Origin of the sequence: Niveispirillum cyanobacteriorum (assembly GCF_002868735.1) — a bacterium.
In the GTDB taxonomy this organism is placed as follows: domain Bacteria; phylum Pseudomonadota; class Alphaproteobacteria; order Azospirillales; family Azospirillaceae; genus Niveispirillum; species Niveispirillum cyanobacteriorum.
The window spans coordinates 1,415,048-1,435,480 of the sequence record NZ_CP025611.1 but is presented as its reverse complement, the minus strand read 5'-3'; the positions used below and the strand labels follow the sequence as shown (position 1 = coordinate 1,435,480).

The window sequence follows — 20,433 nt, the reverse complement described above, 5'->3', positions numbered from 1 at the left end:
GGGTGCCCAAACCCCGCCGAATATGCTATCAAGCCGCCAGTTTCAGCCCATATATCAAAACGATTCAGCAAGGCGTTCCCCATGGCCGGTCATAGCCAATTCAAGAACATCATGCACCGCAAAGGCGCGCAGGACGCCAAGCGGTCGAAGATTTTCAACAAGCTGGCGCGCGAAATCACCGTCGCGGCGAAGTCGGGCCTGCCCGATCCGGCCATGAACCCGCGCCTGCGCGCCGCCATCCAGGCGGGCCGCGCCCAGAACCTGCCCAAGGACCGTATCGACCGGGCCATCAAGATGGGTATTCCGGGCAGCGCCGATGATACCAACTATGATGAAGTGCGGTACGAGGGCTATGGCCCCGGCGGTATCGCCCTGATCGTGGAAGCGCTGACCGACAACCGCAACCGCACCGCATCGGAAGTGCGCTCGGCCTTCACCAAGCATGGCGGATCGCTGGGCGAGACCAATTCGGTGTCGTTCATGTTCAACCGTATCGGGCAGGTGACCTATCCGGCCAGCGTGGCGTCGGCGGATGACATGCTGGAAGCCGCCATTGAGGCGGGGGCGGAGGATGTGCAGTCCGACGAGCATGGCCATTCCATCATCACCGGCACGGATACGCTGGGTGAGGTGCGCGACGCGCTGGAAGCCAAGTTCGGCGCTCCGGAAAGTGCTAAGCTGACATGGACGCCGCTGAACCTGCTGCCGGTGACGGCGGAGGATACGGCCCAGACGCTGCTGAAGCTGCTCGACGTGCTGGAAGACAATGACGATGTCCAGACGGTGCTGGGCAATTTTGACATTCCGGCCGAGCTGCTGGAAAAGCTGGGCTGATACAAAAGCAAGACCGGGGGGCCACCATGGCGGGACAGGCACCCGTGCGTATCTTGGGGCTGGACCCCGGTCTTCGCCATCTGGGCTGGGGCATCATCGATGCCGCCGGCAACCGGTTGAGCCACATCGCTGACGGCACCATCCATACCGACAGTGGTGACGATTTGGCCAAGCGCCTGCTTGAATTGCATGAAGGTATCGCCGCCGTCATTGAGCAGTGGCAGCCGGATGAGGCGGCGGTGGAAGAGACGCTGTCCAACGTCAATCCATCCTCTACCCTGAAACTGGGTATGGCGCGCGGCATTGCCCTGTTCAGTGCCGCCAAGGCGGGCCTGCCGGTGGAACAATATCTGCCCATGGCGGTGAAGAAATCCGTGGTGGGCACGGGCCATGCCGACAAGGTACAGGTGCAGCATATGGTGAAAATGCTGCTGCCGGGCTTTCAGCGCTCCACCGCGGACGCCGCCGACGCCCTGGCCGTCGCCATCTGCCACGCCCACCACGCGCAAACGCGTCGTAAGGTGGACAATGCCATTCTGGGGATCAGGCGGTAACACGTTGCCGTTTTGTTCATATGGTGTAGAATTCTTCCCGAGCAGGAAGAAAGGGCCATCCCATGGCGCTCAACATCAAGTCCCCAGAGGCGGAGCGGGACGTCCGTCGCTTGGCTGAGCTGACCGGTGAAAGCCTGACGGAGGCCATGCACAAGGCTGTGCGGGAGCGCCTGGAGCGGCTGTCATCGGAAGAGTCGGCGCTGAAGGCGGCCCGCTGGGCCAAGGCTGAGGAGATCATCCGCCGTATCCAGGCCTTGCCGGTTCTAGATCCGCGCAGCCCTGATGAGATCATCGGCTATAACGAGCATGGGACGTTCGACTGAGATGCGGATCGTCCTGGATACATCCGCCGTCGCTGCCTTTCTGTTCCGCGAACCCGACGCCCCGCAATATTTGGAGGCGATGCGCCGTTCGGCGGGAATGGTCATTTCCGCCATGACCCTGTTCGAACTGCGCACGGTCCTGATGGGTCGTAACCCAGCCGCTGTGAGCGAGTTGAACGACCTGATGGCCGTTCTGGGCATTGGCATTGTCCCGTTCGACGAACAGCAGGCGGAGGAGGCTTTCGCCGGCTTTAACCGCTTCGGCAAGGGACGCGGCAGTAAGGCTAGCCTCAATCTGGGTGACTGCGCTTCTTATGCGCTGGCCCGCACCCTGAACGCGCCTTTGCTGTTCAAGGGCAACGATTTCATCCATACCGACATCATCGCGGCCCTGCCTCTGCTGGTGCCCGAGGCGGGAGTGAGCCAATGATCGCGAAATTGTCCGGGCTGCTGGACAGCACGGGCCTGGACTGGGCCATTATCGATGTGAACGGGGTCGGTTATCTGATCTCCGCCTCCACCCGCACCCTGCGTCGCCTGGGCAGCAATGGCAGCGCCGTTTCGGTCCATACCGAGATGTGGGTGTCGGAAGACAAGATGGCGCTGTACGGCTTCGCCGACATCAATGAACGCGACTGGTTCCGGCTGCTGACGACCGTACAGGGGGTGGGGGCGCGCGTGGCGCTGAACATCCTGTCGGTGCTGGCGCCCGACCGCCTGACCTCTGCCATTGCCGCGCAGGACAAGACAACGCTGTGTGAAGCGGATGGGGTGGGGCCGAAACTGGCTGCCCGAATTTTGAACGAATTGAAGGATAAGGTGGCCACGCTCGCCACCAGCCCGGTGGCGGCCACGCAGGTTCAAAGCACGGCGGCACAACCCGCCGTCAGTACGGCAGTTGGGGATGCGGTGTCGGCGCTGGTCAATCTTGGATATAAGCGGATCGAGGCATTCACCGCCGTGAACAAGGCCGCCCAGAGCCTTGGCGGTGAGGCCGATGTCTCCGCCCTGATCCGGGCCGGCCTGAAGGAACTGAGCCAGTGAGCCGCAAGCCCAAGCCGGAGGCGGCCCCCCCGAAACCTGAACGCATGGTGGAACAGGATCGGATCGGCGGCGACGCCAATACCGAAAACTCCATCCGCCCCCTGTCGCTGGGGGAGTTCATCGGCCAGAAACAGGTGCGCGAGAACCTGTCCTTGTTCATCCAGGCGGCCAAGGGGCGTGGTGAGGCGCTGGACCATGTGCTGCTTTTCGGGCCGCCAGGCCTGGGCAAGACGACCTTGGCGCAGATCGTGGCCAAAGAACTGAATGTCGGGTTCCGCGCGACCTCTGGCCCCGTCATCGCGCGGGCGGGCGATCTGGCAGCCCTGCTGACCAATCTGCAGCCCCATGACGTTCTGTTCATTGATGAAATCCATCGCCTGTCGCCAGCGGTGGAGGAAATCCTCTATCCCGCGATGGAGGATTTCCAGCTGGACCTGATCATCGGTGAAGGCCCGGCGGCGCGCAGCGTGCGCATCGACCTGCCGCCCTTCACCCTGGTCGGCGCCACCACGCGCTCGGGCCTGATTACCCGTCCCTTGCGCGAACGGTTCGGCATTCCGCTGCGCATGCAGTTCTACGAGCCGGAAGAGTTACAGCTGATCGTCAGCCGGGGTGCGCGTATCCTGGGTGTCGAGATGACGGACGAAGGTGCGTTGGAAGTGGCGCGCCGGTCGCGGGGAACGCCGCGCGTCGCGGGCCGCCTGCTGCGCCGGGTGCGGGACATTTGTGGCGTACACGGGTTGGAGGTGGTGGATGCCAAGGCCGCCGACCGGGCGCTGACGCGGCTGGAGGTCGACCGGCTGGGCTTTGACGCCATGGACCGGCGTTACCTTGCCTGCATCGCCGACCATTATGGCGGCGGGCCGGTAGGGGTGGAGACGCTGGGCGCGGCCCTGGGTGAACAGCGTGACGTGCTGGAAGAAACCATCGAACCCTACCTGATCCAACAAGGATTGTTGCAGCGCACACCGCGCGGGCGCATGTTGACCGACACGGGCTACCGCTATCTGGGCCTGCCAGTGCCGGCCACGCCGGCGCGGCAACTGGACTTGCTGGGCGGCATGCCCACGGTGGGGAAGGGGAGTGCGCCGGTGGGCGACCTGTTCGACGGGGACGACAATGCCTGACGGGACGATGCCATCGGCGGGCTGGTGGGAAGGGGCATCCCATGTCTTCCCGACCCGTGTCTATTACGAGGATACGGACGCTGGCGGCATCGTCTATCACGCCAATTACCTGCGTTTTGCGGAGCGTGCGCGCAATGAGATGCTGCGCCTTTCGGGCTTTCCCCATGCCGCCATGGTAGCCGAAACGGGCTCCGCGCTGACGGTTCGCCGATGCGACATCGATTTTCGACAACCCGCCCGTCTTGACGACGCGCTTGAAGTCGTCTCGCGAATTGTCGATATCGGCGCCGCGACATTGGATATCGAACAGGATGTGCGCCGCGCCTCGGGCTTGTCCTGGGGCGGGGTGGAGGCTTCGACGGGACCAGCGCCGCTGGTCCGCCTGGGCCTGCGTCTGGCGTGCATCAATGCGCAGGGGCGGCCCGTCCGCCTGCCGGCCGCGTTGCGGTCGGTGATGGTCAATATTTTGTCAAAAGGTCAGGACTGAACCCGATGTTTCCCACCCTTCTGCAAGCCGCCGCCCTCGGCGGTGATGTCGCGCCGGTCCATGACATGTCGGCGCTCGGCCTGTTCCTGCAGGCCGATATCGTTGTGAAGCTGGTGATGCTGGGTCTGCTGGCGGCGTCGGTCTGGACCTGGGCCATCATCTTCAACAAGGCCACCAAGCTGCGCCGCATGAAGGCTGCCGCCGCTGATTTTGAGGAACAGTTCTGGTCCGGCGGTTCGCTGGATCAGCTCTATGACCAGGTAGCGCAGGCCCCGGCTGATCCGTTCTCGGCCGTATTCGCCGCCGGCATGCGCGAATGGCGCCATGCCAATGAACGCGGCCTGTCATCGTCGGGCGCTATGCGCGCCAACCTGATGCAGCGCATGGAACGCGTCATGTCGGTGACGGTGGGACGCGAGATGGCGGACACCGAACGCTATATGACGGTCCTGGCTTCTGTCGGTTCTGCGGGCCCGTTCGTTGGTCTGTTCGGGACGGTTTGGGGCATCATGGGTGCCTTCACCAATATCGCGGCCCAGCAGAACACGTCGCTGGCCGTTGTGGCACCGGGCATTGCGGAGGCCTTGTTCGCCACCGCCATCGGTCTGGTCGCGGCCATCCCCGCCGTGCTGGCCTACAACTACTTTTCCTCGGAGATCGGGCGGTTTGGTGATCGGCTCGACTCATTTGTGACAGAATTCTCCGCGATCCTGCAGCGTCATCTGGAAGAGCGGGGCTGAAATGGGGGCGAGCCTTCCTGGCAAGCAGTCCGGTCGCGGGCGGCGACGTGGTCGCCGCGCCGCCATGTCGGACATCAATGTGACGCCCTTCGTGGACGTTATGCTGGTGCTGCTGATCGTGTTCATGGTGGCGGCACCGCTGCTGACCGCCGGTATCCCCGTCAATCTGCCCAAGGGGGCGGCCCAGGCGCTGAAATCGGAAGAAGACCCGCTTTGGGTCACCGTCACGGCGGATGGCCGCATCTCGTTCAAGGACAAGAAGGTCTTTGATAATGAGATGTTTGCCCTGGCCGAACTGGCCCCACGTCTGGCCATCGTCGCGGAGCAGACGCCGGATCGCAAGGTGCTGGTGCGTGGCGACCGCGAGGCCACATATGCCAGCATCGTCGATGTGTTGAGCGAGGCGCGCCGCGCCGGCCTGTCGGAGGCCAAGCTGGTCATCGAATCCGACGGTCGCGGCGCACGGTAAGGGTGGAAATCAACGCATCATGCGGACCACCCTGATCCTTTCCGGCATCCTGCACCTGGCGCTGATCATTCTGGCGCTGATCGGCCTGCCGCACCTGATCAAGAAGCGGGAGGTGATCCAGCTTCAGGAGGTGCCGGTCGAAGTGGTCGAGGTCGGCCCCATGACCATCGCCAAGCTGGCGGAGCCGAACCCCAAGCCACTGCCCCCGCCGCCCAAACCGACGCCGCCAAAGCCGGAACCGCCCCCACCGCCGCAGCAGGCCAAGGAAACCCCGCCACCGCCGCCGGAAGTGAAGGTGCCGGAGCCGCCCAAGCAGGTGGCCGAGAAGCCGCCGGAACCGGAACCCAAGCCTGAGCCGAAGCCGGAACCCAAGCCCGAGCCGCCGAAGAAGGAAGAGCCGAAGCCGGAACCTCCCAAGAAGGAGGAACCCAAGCCGAAGCCGCCGGAGCCGAAGAAGGAAGAGCCCAAGCCCAAGAAAGAGGAGCCGAAGCCCAAGCCGCCGGAAAAGACGCTGGACAGCGTTCTGAAGAACGTTGCCAAGCTGAAGACCGACAGCCCGCCTTCCAAGGAGCCGCCCAAGGAAACCTCGTCCGAACCGCCGCAGCCGCTGGCCGCTAAGACAGGGGAGCGCTTGAGCATCAGCGAGGAGGATGCGCTGCGCCGTCAGATCCGCAACTGCTGGAACGTGCCGGTGGGGGCAAAGGGCGTGGAAAACATGCAGGCGGAAATCCGGGTCTTGTTTGACAGCAACCTGCGCGTCACAAATGTGCAGTATGTCTCGGGCACGGGTAATCCCAATACCGACCCGCATTTCCGGGCTTTTGTGGAATCCGCCTTACGGGCGCCGCTTTTGCCTGGATGTAATACGTTGAACATCCCGCGCGACAAGTACGGGGACAAAGGGTCCATCCTGATGAAGTTCAGCCCGAAGGATATGTTCTGATGCAAGCCAACGCTCTTTTCTCCACGGGCGGCTGGCGGGTCGTCGGCCGCTTTCTCGCCTTGGTGGCGATGGTGCTGGCCGCCGGCTTCGCCGCTCCCGCCCGCGCCGAACTTGAGATCGACATCACGTCAGGCAATCCGCAGCCGATTCCCATCGCCATTACCAATTTCGCCGGTGACAACCCGAATGCCACCCAGATCGGGCAGAACATTGCCGGCGTGATCTCCGCAAATCTGGAGCGGTCTGGTCTGTTTCGCCCGCTGGAGCCGGCCAAGTTCGTGCAGACGCCCGACAGTCTGAAGGTGGGTGTGCGCTTCGCCGACTGGCGCCTGATCCAGGCCCAGGGCTTGGTGACGGGTACCGTCAGCCAGTCGCCCGATGGTCGCACCCGGATCGAGTTCCGGCTGTTCGACGTGACGGCGGGCCAGCAGGTCACCGGTCTGGCCTATACCGTTCAGGCCGATGGCTGGCGGCGAGTCGCTCACATCATTTCGGATGCGATCTACAAGCGCGTCACGGGTGAGGAAGGCTACTTCGATACCCGCATCGTCTACATCGCCGAGTCAGGCCCTGCGTTGCAGCGCGTCAAACGTCTGGCGATCATGGACCAGGATGGTGAGAACCACCGTTTCCTGACCGATGGCCGTACCCTGGTTCTGACCCCGCGCTTCTCGCCCAGTACCCAGGAAATCACATATCTGAGCTACTTCAACAACAGGCCTCGGGTGTATCTGTTCAATATTGATACAGGTCGCCAGGAGGTGCTGGGTGATTTCCCGGGCATGACTTTCGCGCCGCGTTTCTCACCCGATGGTAATAAGGTGATTATGTCGTTGGCCACGTCCGGCAACTCCGACATCTATACCTTGGACCTGCGCACCCGCCGCCAGACGCAGTTGACCAATCATCCCGGTATCGACACCTCGCCGTCTTTTGCACCGGATGGCAGTAAAGTCGTGTTCGAAAGCGACCGTGGCGGTACGCAGCAGCTGTATACGATGAATGCCGATGGCAGTGATGTGAAGCGCATTACTTTCGGCCAGGGCCGTTACGGCACTCCCGTCTGGTCACCCCGTGGCGATCTCATCGCCTTCACCCGACTTGCGGGGGATAAGTTCTATATCGGCGTCATTCGGCCGGATGGTACGGGTGAGCGACTTCTGACAGAGGCCTACCATGTCGAAGGGCCTACCTGGGCCCCAAATGGCCGAGTGCTAATGTTCTTCAAGGAACGGCCTTCTGGACAGGGAGGCAAACAGCGCCAAGCCAAGCTATACTCAATCGACTTGACAGGGTTTAATGAACGGCAGGTCTTAACGCCCACCGATGCTTCGGACCCTGCATGGTCGCCCTTGATTCCGTGAGTGCGTCACCCTATTTTCGCATCGCAAGAACAGCGCTCAAATCCGCCGGGCCTGAAGATCGCTTCAATGCGGCGTCTGGCTGTGGTTTACGCGGTTCCGTGGGGCAAACACGCACTTAATCCTTAACTCGATTTCCACCTAGGGGGTCTCTCAAATGCGCTTCAAGATGCTCAGCCTCGTCGCAGTTGCCGTTCTGGCCACTGCCTGCTCCTCCAAGCCGGAACAGACGGCTCAGGCCACCACCGGCGGCACCGTCGCTGCTCCGGCCGCTCCGGCCAAGCCCTCGGGCCCGGTCCCGGGTTCGGCTGAAGACTTCATCGTCAATGTCGGCGACCGCGTGTTCTTCGGTTTCGACAAGTTCGACCTGACCCCGGAAGCGACCGCTACCCTGGATCGTCAGGCCAACTGGCTGAAGACCTACAAGTCCGTGACCATCACCATCGAAGGTCATGCTGACGAGCGCGGCACCCGCGAATACAACCTGGCTCTGGGTGAGCGCCGCGCCAATTCGGTCAAGAACTACCTGACCGCCATGGGCGTCGAAGCCGCTCGCGTTCAGACCATCTCCTACGGCAAGGAGCGTCCGCAGGTCGTTGGTTCCAACGAAGCTGCCTGGACGCAGAACCGCCGTGGCGTGACCGTGATCAACTGATCCGGCACGACCGCAAAGGTCAAGGCGACAGCCTGAAGGAAGCGCCGTCCGGGAAACTGGGCGGCGTTTTCTTTTTGCACGCCTTATTACTGCCTTACCGCCTGTGGACACTTTCGCCGTGCGGGCCTTCGCGGTAGGGTCGCGCCCATCGCAATCCTCGCCAACCGTTGGTCCCGATGATCCGACACCTGCGTTCCCCGAACCCGTATCCCCGCCGCCGCCTGACGCTGGCCGCCATCGCTGTTGCAGCGGTGCTGGGCACCCTGCCGGCTTCGGGCCAATCCGACACGCGGGATATGGCGAACCGGCTGCAACGGCTGGAGAATGAGCTGCAGACCTTGAGCCGTGAGGTTTACCGCGGTGGTGCCCGTCCACCGGCTACCGGCGGTGCCGCCCCGGCCATGACCGGCAATGTCGCTGCCGACTTTGAGGTGCGGTTGCAGCGCCTGGAATCGGAGATGCAGACCCTGACGGGCCGGTATGAGGAGGCGGGCTTCCAGGTGGCGCAACTGCGCGAGCAGTTGGCCAAGATGCAGCAGGATATTGAATTCCGCTTGAGCCGCCTGGAGCAGGGGCAGGGTGGTGGCTTGAGCGCCGGTGCCGCACCGTCGGCGGGCGAAGCTGCTCCTGCCGCAGAACCAGCAGCGCCCGCCGCCCACCCAACGGGCAAGCCGGCCGCCGCCAACAGCAACGCCGCACCGACGGCGGGCGGGTTCAATCTGCCCAACGGGTCGGCGCAGGAACAGTACGACTTCGCCTTCAACCTGCTGCGTCAGGCCGAGTATGACAAGGCGGAGTTGGCCTTCACCCGCTTCATCGAGGCCAACAGCGCCAGCCCGCTGGCCAGCAATGCCCAGTATTGGCTGGGCGAATCCTTCTATGTGCGCGGGAAGTATAAGGAAGCGGCTGTCGCCTTCGCCGAGGGCTATCAGAAATATCCCAAGAGCACCAAGGCACCCGACAGTCTGCTAAAGCTGTCCTTGTCACTCTCGGCCATGAAAGCCAATGAGGATGCCTGTGCCGCGCTGACGGAACTCAACCGGGCCTACAAGACCACCGCACCGCAGACCATCCTGCGCCGGGCCGAGGCGGAGAAGAACCGTCTGAAGTGCAAGTGAGTGCTCCCATCGGACCGGTCGAATTCGATCGATTGATGCAGGCTTTGGGGCCGTTCGAGTCGGCCCCTTATATCGCGGCTGGTGTTTCCGGCGGTGCCGACAGCATGGCACTTGCCCTTTTGCTTGCCCGTTGGGTAGCTGAACGGGGAGGGACACTGCTGACCCTCACTGTCGACCATGGGCTGCGCCCCGAGAGCCGGGCCGAGGCCTGGCAGGTTGCGGCCTGGATGGCGCAGCGTGGCATCGCCCACCGCATCCTGTCCTGGGACGGGCCAAAGCCGGTGACGGGCATTCAGGCCGGTGCCCGGCACGCCCGCCTGCGCCTTCTGGCCGATGCAGCGGCGGATGCCGGTATCCTGCATCTGGCCCTGGCCCATCACGCCGATGATCAGGCGGAAACCCATCGGCTGCGCGCTGACCGGTCCAGCGGCCCTCGGGGTTTGGCCGGCATGCCCGCCATCCGGGAGATGGAGCGGGTGCGCCTGATCCGCCCGCTTCTGCCTGTCGCCAAGGACCGGTTGGTTGCAACATGCGCAGCGGCAGGCCAGACCTGGGTCGAAGATCCGTCCAACCGCAATCCTGCCTTTGCGCGCGCCCGGCTGCGCCTGTCGGAGTCGGTGGGGGAGGGCGACAAGCAAGCGGTTGCCGCCGCGGCTGCCATCCGGGCCGGGGAAGATGCCGAAACGGCCCACCTGCTGGCGCTCTATGCCCGGTTTCAGCCGGAAGGCTGGGTGATCCTGGATCATGCGCTGTTCCAGCAGGAGAAGCCGATGGCCCAAGGTCTGGCCGCAACCCTGCTGCGCGCCGTTGGCGGGGCACCATACCCGCCGGCACCTGCCGCCGTGGCCGATCTGGTCGCCGGGCTGTGTGCAGAGCCGGGCAAGGGCCGCACGCTGGCCGGCTGTCAGTTCACGCCCATCACCGGCGGCTGGCGTCTGATCCGGGAGGCAAGGAACCTTCAGGGCCCCTTGACGTTGCAGGGGGGCGGCCCCCCCGTGATCTGGGATGGCCGATTCCGCCTTTTTGCCGAAGGGTTTGGGCAGCACACCGTCCAGGCGCTGGATGAGGCGTCTTGGCGCAGGGCCGTGGCACAAAGCCCCAGTCTGGCCCGGTCCGATCTGCCGGCGGCGGTCCGCTGGACCCTGCCGGTTGTCACGGATGGGGATCGGCCATTGGCCATACCGCCAATGGCGTGGACGGCCCCTGACGCCCCCGATCCGGGGGTTCATATGGTGCCATTAGTATCGGTTCCGGCAGTTCCCGCGCGGTTCGCTGTTGTCACCGCCATAGATGACATTATCTAATGGGAGGAGTTCCCCCAGGCCCGCCTGGGGGTGCGGTCGATGAAAGGTCAGGGCTGTGAATAATTTCGGTAAGAATCTGGCGCTGTGGCTGGTGATCGGGGTGCTGCTGATCGCCCTGTTCAATCTGTTCCAGACTTCCTCCACCCGCTCGTCGCAGTCCGGCATGGCCTATAGCGACCTGCTGGCCGAGGTGTCGCGCGGATCGGTGACGTCCGTCACGATCAAGGGTGACCAGATCACCGCCACCACCAATGACAATCGCAGCTTCTCCGTGACGGCCCCGCCCGGCTCCAACGTGGCCGACCGTCTGGTTGACAAGAATGTGCGCGTGTCGGTCGTGGCGGAGGATACGGGTCCCTCACTCCTGTCCATCCTGCTCTCCTGGTTCCCGATGCTGCTGCTGATCGGCGTCTGGGTGTTCTTTATGCGCCAGATGCAGGGCGGCGGCGGCAAGGCCATGGGCTTCGGCAAGTCCCGCGCCCGCCTGCTGACTGAGAAGGTGGGTCGCGTCACCTTTGACGATGTCGCCGGCATTGATGAGGCTAAGCAGGAATTGGAGGAGGTCGTTGACTTCCTGAAGGACCCGCAGAAGTTCCAGCGTCTGGGCGGCAAGATCCCCAAGGGCGTGCTGCTGGTCGGGCCCCCGGGTACGGGTAAGACCCTGACGGCCCGCGCCGTCGCGGGTGAGGCCAATGTGCCCTTCTTCACCATCTCCGGTTCCGACTTCGTGGAAATGTTCGTGGGCGTCGGTGCATCCCGCGTCCGCGACATGTTCGAACAGGGCAAGAAGAACGCGCCCTGCATCATCTTCATTGACGAAATCGACGCTGTCGGTCGCCATCGCGGTGCCGGCCTGGGCGGCGGCAATGATGAGCGTGAGCAGACGCTGAACCAGTTGCTGGTCGAGATGGATGGGTTTGAGGCGAATGAGGGCGTGATCCTGATCGCCGCCACCAACCGCCCCGACGTTCTGGACCCGGCGCTGCTGCGTCCCGGCCGCTTCGACCGTCAGGTCGTGGTACCCAACCCCGACGTGCTGGGCCGCGAGAAGATCGTGAAGGTCCATATGCGCAAGGTGCCGCTGGCCCCCGATGTGGACCCAAAGGTGATCGCCCGTGGTACCCCCGGCTTCTCCGGTGCTGATCTCGCCAATCTGGTGAACGAGGCGGCCCTGCTGGCAGCACGCGCCGGCAAGCGCGTCGTCGGTATGGCCGATTTCGAGGCCGCCAAGGACAAGGTGATGATGGGTGCGGAGCGCCGCTCCATGGTCATGTCGGAGAAGGAAAAGAAGCTGACCGCCTATCACGAGGCGGGCCATGCCCTGGTGTCGCTGTGGGTCCCGGAATATGACCCGCTGCATAAGGTCACGATCATTCCCCGTGGTCGCGCCCTGGGCGTGACCATGAACCTGCCGGAACGCGACCGCACCAACTACACCAAGCGCGAGATGGAATCGCGTCTGGCGGTTTTGTTTGGCGGTCGCGTGGCCGAAGAAATCATCTTCGGCGAGGAGAATGTGACCACGGGCGCCTCCAGCGATATCCAGCAGGCCACCCGCTGGGCCCGCGCCATGGTTGCCGAGTATGGCATGTCCGACAAGCTGGGCCGCGTGCGCTACAACGCCAATGAGCAGGAGGTTTTCCTGGGTCATTCAGTGGCGCAGCAGCAGAACGTGTCGGAAGCCACCGCGCAGCTGATCGACGAGGAAATCCGCCGCCTGATCGAGCAGGGTGAAAGCCTTGCCCGCAAGCTGCTGACGGAACGTCTGGACGATTTGCACAAGGTGTCTGAGGCTTTGCTGGAGTTCGAGACGCTGTCGGGTGAAGAAGTGAAGGCCATCCTGCGCGGTGAGCAGGTGGTGCGCACCGACCCGCCGGCCCCGCGTCCGCAGGCACCGGAGCCGCCCAAGTCCTCCAGTGGTCGCCGCGCCTCGGTCCCCACCTCGGCCAAGGACGGGATCGAGCCAGAGCCGCAGCCCGGCATTTAAGCGGGCGGTTATAGGTTGAGTGAGCAAACCCCCGGCGTGATGAGCGTCGGGGGTTTGTTGTTTGCCCATATATCGTAGGTCAGGTCGAGGCGCAGCCGAGCCCTGACGTCTCCCAAACCACAACGTGTCTTGTCCGGGCTCGCCTTCGGCTCGACCTGACCTGCGGCCCTCGCCGGAACCATCATGCACCGCCCCCTCGCCATCCTCTCCGGCCCCGCCGCCCGTACTGCCGTTGCTGCCGGTCAGGCCCGTCCGCTGGCTGGCGGCCCGTTGGCCTTTACGCTGGTCGAGACGCCAGCCGGCATCGTCCCCGCCGCTGCACTGGCCCCCGACCATCCGCTGACCGCTGACCGCGCCCCCTGGGCGGGGTTTGATCTGTCGCGACCCGTCATCATGGGCATTGTGAATGTCACACCTGACAGCTTCTCCGACGGTGGTGACCATGCCCATGCCGATGCCGCCATCGCCCATGGCTGCCGTCTGTTGGCGGAGGGGGCGGACATCCTGGATGTCGGTGGCGAGTCGACCAGACCGGGTGCTGAACCTGTACCGATTGAGGTGGAAATCGCACGGGTCGTGCCCGTCATCCGGGCGTTGGCGGACGACGGGGCGGTCGTCTCCATCGATACCCGCCATGCTGCGGTGATGAAGGCGGCGGCAGAGGCGGGGGCCAGGATCATCAATGATGTCACGGCCCTGACCGGTGACCCGGACAGCCTTTCGGTTGCCGCCGCGACAGGCCTGCCGCTCGTCCTGATGCATATTCAGGGAGAGCCGCAGACCATGCAGGTGGCCCCCCGCTATGGTGATGTCACGGCAGAGGTGTTCGATTGGCTATCCGCCCGCATCGACGCGGCGGTGGCGGCGGGGATCGCGCGGGACCGGATCGCCATTGATCCCGGCATCGGATTCGGCAAGGACGTGGTCCATAATGTCGACCTGCTGGCCCGTACCGCCGCCCTCCATGGGCTGGGCTGCCCTCTCCTGATCGGGGTCAGCCGCAAGCGCTTCATCGCGGCCCTGTCGAGAGGGGAGGCGCCGAAGGACCGGGTGGCAGGCTCCATCGCCACGGCGCTGCATACGCTGGGACAGGGGGCGCATATCCTGCGCGTGCATGACGTGGCCGCAACGGTGCAGGCGGTCGCCGTGTGGCAGGCCCTGCAATCGGCGTGATATAGGTTTCGTAACATTCCGATCCACCGGCCCTATGCAGGCATTCCTGGGAACAGACACATGTCGCGTAAATTGTTCGGCACCGACGGTATCCGCGGTACCGCCAATACCGAGCCGATGACGGCAGAGACGGCGCTGAAGGCCGCCATGGCCGCCGCATTGCATTTCCGGCGCGGGGACCATCGCCATACCGTGGTGATCGCCAAGGATACGCGCCTGTCGGGCTATATGCTGGAACCGGCGCTGACGGCGGGATTCATCTCTATGGGCATGGATGTCATCCTGGTGGGGCCGCTGCCCACGCCAGCGGTGGCCATGCTGACCCGGTCCATGCGCGCCGACCTGGGCGTCATGCTTTCGGCCAGCCATAATCCGTTCCAGGATAATGGCATCAAGCTGTTCGGCCCCGATGGCTACAAATTGTCGGACGAGTTCGAGGCGGAGATCGAGGCGCGCATGGCGCTGCCTTTCGCGCCTGATCTGGCCGGCCCGCGCGACCTGGGCCGGGCACAGCGCATGGAAGACGCCTTTGGCCGCTATATAGAAGTGGTCAAGAGCAGCTTTCCGCGTGGTCTTCGTCTGGATGGCATGAAGATCGTCATCGATTGCGCCCATGGTGCCGCCTATAAGGTGGCACCGCGTGTGCTGTATGAACTGGGGGCCGAAGTCGTGACCCTGTTCAATCAGCCCAATGGCTTCAACATCAATGACAAATGCGGGGCGACCAGTCCGGCGGCGATGCGCGCCGCCGTGGTGGAGCACAAGGCCGATCTGGGCATCGCGCTTGATGGCGATGCCGACCGCCTGATCCTGGCGGACGAGACCGGCACGCAGATCGATGGCGATCAGATTATGGCCCTGATCGGCCAGAGCTGGGCCGAGAGTGGGCGGTTGCGCGGCGGTGGCGTGGTTGCCACCGTCATGTCCAACATGGGCATGGAACTGCATCTGAAGAAGCTGGGCCTGACCCTGGCGCGCACAGCCGTGGGCGATCGCTATGTCGTGGAACATATGCGCGAGCATGGCTTTAATGTCGGTGGTGAACAGTCGGGCCATGTCGTCCTGTCGGACTTCGCCACCACGGGCGATGGCTTGCTGGCGGCGTTGCAGGTGCTGGCATGCATCCGGCAGTCGGGGCGGCCTGCGTCCGACGTGCTGCGCGTGTTCCAGCCGCTGCCGCAGCTGCTGAAGAATGTCCGCTACGATGCCAGCACGGGCATCCGCCCCCTGGATGCCGACAGCGTGCAGGCCGCGATCAAGGCGGGTGAGGAAAAGCTGGCAGGCGTGGGCCGTGTCCTGATCCGCAAATCGGGTACCGAGCCCCTGATCCGCGTGATGGCAGAGGGCGAGGATGATGCCCTGGTCACCCGCGTCGTCGATGATATCTGTGACGCGGTGCGACAGGTGACCCAGGCCGTGGCGGCGGAGTGAAATCGATGCGGGGACGCGTTCTGATCATTGCCGGGTCGGATTCCGGCGGCGGGGCCGGTATCCAGGCCGATATCAAGGCGGTGACGGCCCTTAATGGCTATGCCATGACGGCCATCACGGCGTTGACGGCACAGGACACCAATGGCGTCCACGGCGTCCTGCCCGTGCCCATCGATTTTCTGGTGCAGCAAATGCGTCTGGTCCTGGCCGATATCGGGGCAGACGCAGTCAAAATCGGCATGCTGGCCACATCCGATATCATCAATGCCGTCGCCGACACGCTGGCCGATGCCGCCCCCGGTGTGGCCATCGTGGCCGATCCGGTGATGGTGGCCAAGGGCGGGCACCGGTTACTTGATGAAAGCGCCACCGGCGCCCTGATCCGCCGCCTGTTGCCACTGGCCGCCATCGTCACGCCCAATGTGCCGGAGGCGGAGGCCATGACCGGTATCGATATCCGCACCGTCGATGACATGCGCCGTGCCGGGCATGCGTTGCTGAACTATGGCGCCAAGGCCGTTCTGATGAAGGGCGGGCATATGGACGGGCCGGTCCTGACCGACCTTCTGGTCACCCGTGATGGCGAGCAGGCCTTTACCGGTGAACGCGTGGAAACGCGGCATACGCACGGCACCGGCTGCACCCTGTCATCCGCCATTGCCACGGGCCTGGCACAGGGCCTGTCGGTGATGGACGCGGTGGCCCGCGCCCGCCGCTATGTCGATATCGCCATCCGTACCGCGCCCGGCTTCGGCCATGGCCACGGTCCCCTGAACCATGCCCATACCGTTGGGGATTTCGCATGACCGGCTTTGATCCCAAGCTCTTGAGCGCGTATCAGCAGACCAGCTACGTCGCGCTCGACGGCAAGCGCAGTGCCACGGCCCGCATCATGGCCGATCCGCAGGAGGTTGACCGCCTGCTGGAAAACCGTGGCGCGGCGGAGATCGTGTTCGTCACCGCCTGGAACCCGAAAAGCAAGCCGACTGCCCAAGCCGCCAATGACGCCGCCCATGCCCGCCTGATCGACATCCTGGAGGATGAGGATCTGGATTATCTGCCCGCCGAAATGCGGCCTGCGTCCAAGGAATGGCCGGTGGAAAAGGGCGTGGCGATTTTTGATCTTCCCCCGTTCGACGCATTGCAACTGGCCGAAATGCTGGGTCAGTATGCCATTGTCTGGCAGGGGCAGGGGCAACCGGCGCAGTTGCTGTTCACCCGGCTGGCGCTGGGGTAATGGCGCGCACAGGGCCGGCATTGCTGACTTTCCGGCCCTGCTCTGCTAATGTCTTTCCATCAATGCCACACCTATGTCTTGCGACGGTCGGAGCACCCGGCTGTCGCCCTTTGACAGGCGGCACCGGTGAAACGCAGGTGTGTTTTGTGTTTCATCCTGTTGCACGGGGGCGGGTCAGGCGGTTCGGAGCGCCCCTGTTCATCTCTGAAATCAGGGCGCCCCTTTACCACCGGATCGCTCAGAACTCCGCCTTCAGGCCGGCATAGAGCGAGCGCCCTTCGCCGGGATAATAGACATTGAGGTTGGCACCGGTCGCCCGTGCATTGGCGATGGTGCTGATGGACGAGATGTAGCGGGTCTTGAAGATGTTCCGCGCCTCGGCATAGGCGCGCAGACCCTTGGCCAGCTGCACACTGCCATTGACGGACCAGACGTCATAGCCGGGGGCCTTCAGGCTGTTGGCATAGTCGATCCAGGCTCCGTCCGCTGCCCATTCGACAGAGGCCCCGACCTGCCATGCGTCGCCATCCTTCAGGATCAGGCCGCCCTGATAGAGATGACGCGGTGCACCGGCCAGATCATTGCCACCGAACTGCGCGTCGCCGTCAAAGTAGAAATCGTTCAGCATATAGGTCTGGCTGAACACCAGGCTGCCGGTGCCTGACGCGAACAGCTTGTTCGCGATGGTCAAGTCCAGCCCGGCCTCAATCCCCTGATGGATGGTCTTGTCGGCATTGAACGTGCCGGCGGGGATGGTGGGATTGACGGTGAATTGCAGATACTCGTCGCGCAGCCAGGACCGGTACAGGCCGATATCCCAGGTGAAGACGCCCGACTGCCCACGCGTTCCGACTTCCGCCGTCCAGGCCTTTTGCGACGCCAGCGGCACGAAGCGCGGCACGGGGGCCTGCACCAGCTCGGAGAAGGTGGGCGCCTCCTCCGCGCGGGAGACATTGGCGTAAAGCTGGGTGCCGCCATCCAGCTGATAAAGCAGGCCCAGCTTGGGGTTCAGGGCATGGAAGCTCTTGTCCGCGTCCTGTGCCGGGTTCAGGTTGTTATCCAGCTCTCGCTTGGCCGTCATCCATTGTAAGCCGGCGACCAGGGTCAGGTTCGGTGTCAGCGAGGTGCGGCTTTCGGCATAGGCTTCGGCCTGTTGGGCATACTGGTCGCCGTCAGCGGTCTTTGCCCCCCGGCTGCCGCGGACATTCACATATTGCAGGGCATCGACATGGCCGTAGCGGCCCTGCAGGCCCACCACCAGTTCATGCCGTAGACCGCCGATCTGGCCGACATCGGTATAGCGGATGAAGCTGCCGACATCCTGGCTATCCTGATCCACCACCTGGAAGATCGGGTGGAACAGCGACTTCACATTCAGGAAGCCGCCGACATCCAGTTGCGCCTCATCACCCAACAGAATGCTGGTCCGGTTAGACAGGCGGACGGAGTTGATGTCGCGGGCATAGTCATTCTGGTTATTGATGGCCGGGGCCAGACGCGGCGTGTCCAGGGCAGAGGCGCGGCTGACGGTACCGGGCACTTCCTGCTGGATATGGTTGGCCGACAGGTAGAAGCGGGTTTCGGCGCTGTCGGTCAGCTTAATGCCGACATTGCCGGCCAGACGCGCGGTCTGCTGCGCGGTCTGCTGGCGATAGCCGTCCGACCGGATGCCGTTGACGCTGACATAGCCGTCCAGCGTCTCACCGGCGGCGGAAGCCGTGCCGGCCAGACGAATGGTGCCGAAGCTGCCGCCATCAATGGCGATACTGTTGGCGCTGCTGGCCGTGCGGCCCGTGGGCGTGACGACATTGATGGCCCCGCCCAGGCTGGCGGCACCATAGCGCAGGGCATTGCCGCCCTTGAACACCTCGACATAGCGGGCCTGACGCGGATCGATTTCCTGGAAATCAGTGCTGCCATCGGCAAGGTTGACGGGGACGCCATCGATCAGCAGCGACAGGCCACGCATATGGAAACTGCGTGACAATCCGGACCCGCGAATGGAAATGCGGACTTCCTCGGCAAAGCGCTGCTGCGCATAGACGCCAGGCGTGCCGGACAGCATGTCCTTCAGGTTCAGGGCGTACTTGTCCCGGAATTCCTCCGCCGTGACCAGATCGACGCCGCCCGCGACCTTGTTGATCTGCTTGCGGGCATCGTCGACGGACGGGGCGGTGGGGCTGCCCTGGCGCTGGCCGACCACTTCCACGACACTGGCGGGGTCGGCGGCCATATCGGCGGCGGCGGGCAGGGACAGGCACAGGGCGGGCAGGCAGGCGCCGGCCAGCAGGAATGAACGCGACATAGGGAAACTTCCTTCATCATCGGCCCGGCACCATTCAGCGGGTAGCCGGGCGCAAATCTTCTGGGACCGCGACAGGCGCGGTCGGTTCAGGATTTGGTGATCAGATGAAGGCAGGTGGGGCGCGGGGTGGGGTGTCGCCCGGAAGGCGCAGATAAGCCGGCCACTGCGTGCAGCCGGTTGAGGGGCGCCACAGGATGGCCTGCCGGGGCCAGAGCGGCACCAGCAGCGACAGGGCCAGCAGCAACGGCACCGGTAGGGCCGCCAGCAGGGCGAACAGACAGGGCACATCGCTGGGGGCGGGCATATCGCTGGTCTTCACTGGCTTGCCATCAGCATCCAGCAGCAGCGTCACATCCTGTGCAGCGCCGGTACAGATAATCAGCGGCAAGCCGCCCTCGCCCAAGGCCGACAAGTCGGGCATGTAACCCGGCGGCAGCATGGCCCGCAGCAGTAGGGCGCAGAACAGGGTCCAGGCGGCCAATGCCCGCCCGGTGCGTCCGATGCTCTGTATGGCTGATTGTAAGTCCCATCCCCACATGCGCGCTGAAATGCGCGCAGACGGGCGTTCTGTCAAGGCATGTGGCCTGCGACGCGACAGCACGCTATGACAGGGCGGCGACGGACGGAGCGGGTGAATGTCATACACAGCGCAGGAAATGCGCGATCGGGTTTTGTACGAGGATGACCGAGTCATCATCCTGAACAAACCCTATGGTTTGCAGGTCCATTACGGGACCAAATGCACCGACCATCTGGAACTATACCTGCCCTTGATCCAGGGGGACCGGCCGGAGCCGCCGCGTCTTGCCCATCGGCTGGACAAGGAGACAGCGGGTTGCCTGGTCCTTGCCCGCGATGTGGAGGCGGCGGCGCGGCTTGGCGCCATGTTCCTGGATGGGCGCGTGCGGAAAACCTATTGGGCGGTCGTGATGGGTGGGCCGAAGGCGGTGGAAGGGGTGATCGACCTGCCGCTCGGGAAAGTCCGGGTGCCTGGCACGTCCAAGATGGTGGTGGATGTGGCGGCCAAGCCCGCCCTGACCCGCTGGAAACGGCTGGGACAGTCTGACGGCCTGTCGCATATGGAGCTTTATCCCCGGACGGGGCGCATGCATCAGTTGCGCGCCCATTGCGCCTATATGGCCATGCCGATCCTGGGGGACCGCATCTATGGCGCGGAGATGCCGCCGCCGGTACCGCTGCACCTGCTGGCCCGGTCCATCCGGTTTCCGTCACTGGACGGGGCGGGGGAGATCATTGCGACTGCACCGCCGCCGCCGCATATGGCCGAAACTCTGGCCGCCATGGGATGGGCATAGAAAAAGCCCCGCAGGGATAATCCTG

22 protein-coding genes are annotated in these 20,433 nt (G+C 64.1%); 20 read left to right on the top strand and 2 right to left on the bottom strand.

Annotated features, from left to right (window positions below; all coding sequences use genetic code 11):
* The first annotated feature begins 81 nt into the window (after nucleotides 1-81).
* From C0V82_RS06440 to C0V82_RS06350, 19 genes are all read left to right on the top strand, one after another.
* On the top strand, nucleotides 82-834 hold the full coding sequence (locus C0V82_RS06440) for a YebC/PmpR family DNA-binding transcriptional regulator (RefSeq protein ID WP_054167127.1): 753 nt from the start codon (nucleotides 82-84) through the stop codon (nucleotides 832-834).
* Between the two features lie 26 nt (nucleotides 835-860).
* Complete coding sequence (gene ruvC / locus C0V82_RS06435) at nucleotides 861-1,388, top strand: crossover junction endodeoxyribonuclease RuvC (protein WP_102111617.1); 528 nt, start codon at nucleotides 861-863, stop codon at nucleotides 1,386-1,388.
* A 62-nt stretch (nucleotides 1,389-1,450) separates the two neighbouring features.
* Nucleotides 1,451-1,711: a type II toxin-antitoxin system VapB family antitoxin gene (locus C0V82_RS06430; protein WP_102111616.1), complete on the top strand. Its 261-nt coding sequence runs from the start codon at nucleotides 1,451-1,453 to the stop codon at nucleotides 1,709-1,711.
* On the top strand, nucleotides 1,695-2,141 hold the full coding sequence (locus C0V82_RS06425) for a type II toxin-antitoxin system VapC family toxin (RefSeq protein WP_245924183.1): 447 nt from the start codon (nucleotides 1,695-1,697) through the stop codon (nucleotides 2,139-2,141). The genes C0V82_RS06430 and C0V82_RS06425 overlap by 17 nt, the downstream gene beginning before the upstream one ends.
* Nucleotides 2,138-2,755, top strand: coding sequence for a Holliday junction branch migration protein RuvA (gene ruvA / locus C0V82_RS06420; RefSeq protein WP_102111614.1), 618 nt, complete (start codon nucleotides 2,138-2,140; stop codon nucleotides 2,753-2,755). The genes C0V82_RS06425 and ruvA overlap by 4 nt, the downstream gene beginning before the upstream one ends.
* Before the next feature lie 44 nt (nucleotides 2,756-2,799).
* Entirely contained in the window at nucleotides 2,800-3,882 is a 1,083-nt protein-coding gene (gene ruvB, locus C0V82_RS06415) for a Holliday junction branch migration DNA helicase RuvB (protein ID WP_102113286.1), read from the top strand.
* Entirely contained in the window at nucleotides 3,875-4,369 is a 495-nt protein-coding gene (locus C0V82_RS06410; RefSeq protein ID WP_281262361.1) for a YbgC/FadM family acyl-CoA thioesterase, read from the top strand. The genes ruvB and C0V82_RS06410 overlap by 8 nt, the downstream gene beginning before the upstream one ends.
* A 5-nt stretch (nucleotides 4,370-4,374) precedes the next feature.
* A complete protein-coding gene (tolQ, locus tag C0V82_RS06405; protein ID WP_102111613.1) occupies nucleotides 4,375-5,109 on the top strand; it encodes a protein TolQ in 735 nt (244 codons plus the stop codon).
* 1 nt (nucleotide 5,110) lies between these two features.
* Complete coding sequence (locus tag C0V82_RS06400; protein ID WP_102111612.1) at nucleotides 5,111-5,578, top strand: ExbD/TolR family protein; 468 nt, start codon at nucleotides 5,111-5,113, stop codon at nucleotides 5,576-5,578.
* 19 nt (nucleotides 5,579-5,597) lie between these two features.
* A complete protein-coding gene (locus C0V82_RS06395) occupies nucleotides 5,598-6,521 on the top strand; it encodes an energy transducer TonB (protein ID WP_102111611.1) in 924 nt (307 codons plus the stop codon).
* Nucleotides 6,521-7,885 (top strand): Tol-Pal system beta propeller repeat protein TolB, encoded by a 1,365-nt coding sequence (tolB, locus tag C0V82_RS06390; RefSeq protein WP_102111610.1) that lies wholly within the window; start codon nucleotides 6,521-6,523, stop codon nucleotides 7,883-7,885. The genes C0V82_RS06395 and tolB overlap by 1 nt, the downstream gene beginning before the upstream one ends.
* A gap of 154 nt (nucleotides 7,886-8,039) precedes the next feature.
* Nucleotides 8,040-8,537 carry a peptidoglycan-associated lipoprotein Pal gene (gene pal, locus C0V82_RS06385; RefSeq protein ID WP_054167137.1) on the top strand — a complete coding sequence of 166 codons (498 nt, stop codon included), beginning with the start codon at nucleotides 8,040-8,042 and terminating at the stop codon, nucleotides 8,535-8,537.
* Between the two features lie 176 nt (nucleotides 8,538-8,713).
* Entirely contained in the window at nucleotides 8,714-9,655 is a 942-nt protein-coding gene (gene ybgF, locus C0V82_RS06380; RefSeq protein WP_102111609.1) for a tol-pal system protein YbgF, read from the top strand.
* On the top strand, nucleotides 9,652-10,959 hold the full coding sequence (gene tilS / locus C0V82_RS06375; RefSeq protein WP_245924182.1) for a tRNA lysidine(34) synthetase TilS: 1,308 nt from the start codon (nucleotides 9,652-9,654) through the stop codon (nucleotides 10,957-10,959). The genes ybgF and tilS overlap by 4 nt, the downstream gene beginning before the upstream one ends.
* A 55-nt stretch (nucleotides 10,960-11,014) precedes the next feature.
* Complete coding sequence (ftsH, locus tag C0V82_RS06370) at nucleotides 11,015-12,946, top strand: ATP-dependent zinc metalloprotease FtsH (protein ID WP_102111607.1); 1,932 nt, start codon at nucleotides 11,015-11,017, stop codon at nucleotides 12,944-12,946.
* A gap of 183 nt (nucleotides 12,947-13,129) precedes the next feature.
* Nucleotides 13,130-14,119, top strand: a complete 990-nt coding sequence (gene folP / locus C0V82_RS06365; RefSeq protein WP_102111606.1) for a dihydropteroate synthase — start codon at nucleotides 13,130-13,132, stop codon at nucleotides 14,117-14,119.
* Nucleotides 14,120-14,179: 60 nt separating this feature from the next.
* Entirely contained in the window at nucleotides 14,180-15,550 is a 1,371-nt protein-coding gene (gene glmM, locus C0V82_RS06360) for a phosphoglucosamine mutase (protein WP_102111605.1), read from the top strand.
* Nucleotides 15,551-15,555: 5 nt separating this feature from the next.
* Nucleotides 15,556-16,356 carry a bifunctional hydroxymethylpyrimidine kinase/phosphomethylpyrimidine kinase gene (thiD, locus tag C0V82_RS06355; RefSeq protein ID WP_102111604.1) on the top strand — a complete coding sequence of 267 codons (801 nt, stop codon included), beginning with the start codon at nucleotides 15,556-15,558 and terminating at the stop codon, nucleotides 16,354-16,356.
* Nucleotides 16,353-16,787 (top strand): DUF3293 domain-containing protein, encoded by a 435-nt coding sequence (locus tag C0V82_RS06350; protein WP_102111603.1) that lies wholly within the window; start codon nucleotides 16,353-16,355, stop codon nucleotides 16,785-16,787. Before thiD ends, C0V82_RS06350 begins: the two co-directional genes overlap by 4 nt.
* 238 nt (nucleotides 16,788-17,025) lie before the next feature.
* Here C0V82_RS06350 and C0V82_RS06345 read toward each other — a convergent pair whose 3' ends face one another.
* The gene (locus C0V82_RS06345; protein ID WP_158659770.1) at nucleotides 17,026-19,092 is read right to left on the bottom strand and encodes a TonB-dependent receptor family protein; all 2,067 of its coding nucleotides are present in this window, start codon (nucleotides 19,090-19,092) and stop codon (nucleotides 17,026-17,028) included.
* 100 nt (nucleotides 19,093-19,192) lie between these two features.
* Nucleotides 19,193-19,573 (bottom strand): hypothetical protein, encoded by a 381-nt coding sequence (locus tag C0V82_RS26785; protein ID WP_158659769.1) that lies wholly within the window; start codon nucleotides 19,571-19,573, stop codon nucleotides 19,193-19,195.
* A 154-nt stretch (nucleotides 19,574-19,727) separates the two neighbouring features.
* Between C0V82_RS26785 and C0V82_RS06340 the strand changes: the two genes are divergently transcribed.
* Nucleotides 19,728-20,408, top strand: coding sequence for an RluA family pseudouridine synthase (locus tag C0V82_RS06340; protein ID WP_102111601.1), 681 nt, complete (start codon nucleotides 19,728-19,730; stop codon nucleotides 20,406-20,408).
* Nucleotides 20,409-20,433 lie beyond the last annotated feature (25 nt).

What these genes read in the sequence shown, in the direction of transcription:
- C0V82_RS06440 (WP_054167127.1), top strand. Translation starts at nt 82, where the DNA reads ATGGCCGGTCATAGCCAATTCAAGAACATCATGCACCGCAAAGGCGCG.
- ruvC (WP_102111617.1), top strand. Translation starts at nt 861, where the DNA reads ATGGCGGGACAGGCACCCGTGCGTATCTTGGGGCTGGACCCCGGTCTT.
- C0V82_RS06430 (WP_102111616.1), top strand. Translation starts at nt 1,451, where the DNA reads ATGGCGCTCAACATCAAGTCCCCAGAGGCGGAGCGGGACGTCCGTCGC.
- C0V82_RS06425 (WP_245924183.1), top strand. Translation starts at nt 1,695, where the DNA reads ATGGGACGTTCGACTGAGATGCGGATCGTCCTGGATACATCCGCCGTC.
- ruvA (WP_102111614.1), top strand. Translation starts at nt 2,138, where the DNA reads ATGATCGCGAAATTGTCCGGGCTGCTGGACAGCACGGGCCTGGACTGG.
- ruvB (WP_102113286.1), top strand. Translation starts at nt 2,800, where the DNA reads ATGGTGGAACAGGATCGGATCGGCGGCGACGCCAATACCGAAAACTCC.
- C0V82_RS06410 (WP_281262361.1), top strand. Translation starts at nt 3,875, where the DNA reads ATGCCTGACGGGACGATGCCATCGGCGGGCTGGTGGGAAGGGGCATCC.
- tolQ (WP_102111613.1), top strand. Translation starts at nt 4,375, where the DNA reads ATGTTTCCCACCCTTCTGCAAGCCGCCGCCCTCGGCGGTGATGTCGCG.
- C0V82_RS06400 (WP_102111612.1), top strand. Translation starts at nt 5,111, where the DNA reads ATGGGGGCGAGCCTTCCTGGCAAGCAGTCCGGTCGCGGGCGGCGACGT.
- C0V82_RS06395 (WP_102111611.1), top strand. Translation starts at nt 5,598, where the DNA reads ATGCGGACCACCCTGATCCTTTCCGGCATCCTGCACCTGGCGCTGATC.
- tolB (WP_102111610.1), top strand. Translation starts at nt 6,521, where the DNA reads ATGCAAGCCAACGCTCTTTTCTCCACGGGCGGCTGGCGGGTCGTCGGC.
- pal (WP_054167137.1), top strand. Translation starts at nt 8,040, where the DNA reads ATGCGCTTCAAGATGCTCAGCCTCGTCGCAGTTGCCGTTCTGGCCACT.
- ybgF (WP_102111609.1), top strand. Translation starts at nt 8,714, where the DNA reads ATGATCCGACACCTGCGTTCCCCGAACCCGTATCCCCGCCGCCGCCTG.
- folP (WP_102111606.1), top strand. Translation starts at nt 13,130, where the DNA reads ATGCACCGCCCCCTCGCCATCCTCTCCGGCCCCGCCGCCCGTACTGCC.
- glmM (WP_102111605.1), top strand. Translation starts at nt 14,180, where the DNA reads ATGTCGCGTAAATTGTTCGGCACCGACGGTATCCGCGGTACCGCCAAT.
- thiD (WP_102111604.1), top strand. Translation starts at nt 15,556, where the DNA reads ATGCGGGGACGCGTTCTGATCATTGCCGGGTCGGATTCCGGCGGCGGG.
- C0V82_RS06350 (WP_102111603.1), top strand. Translation starts at nt 16,353, where the DNA reads ATGACCGGCTTTGATCCCAAGCTCTTGAGCGCGTATCAGCAGACCAGC.
- C0V82_RS06345 (WP_158659770.1), bottom strand. Translation starts at nt 19,092, where the DNA reads ATGTCGCGTTCATTCCTGCTGGCCGGCGCCTGCCTGCCCGCCCTGTGC.
- C0V82_RS06340 (WP_102111601.1), top strand. Translation starts at nt 19,728, where the DNA reads ATGTCATACACAGCGCAGGAAATGCGCGATCGGGTTTTGTACGAGGAT.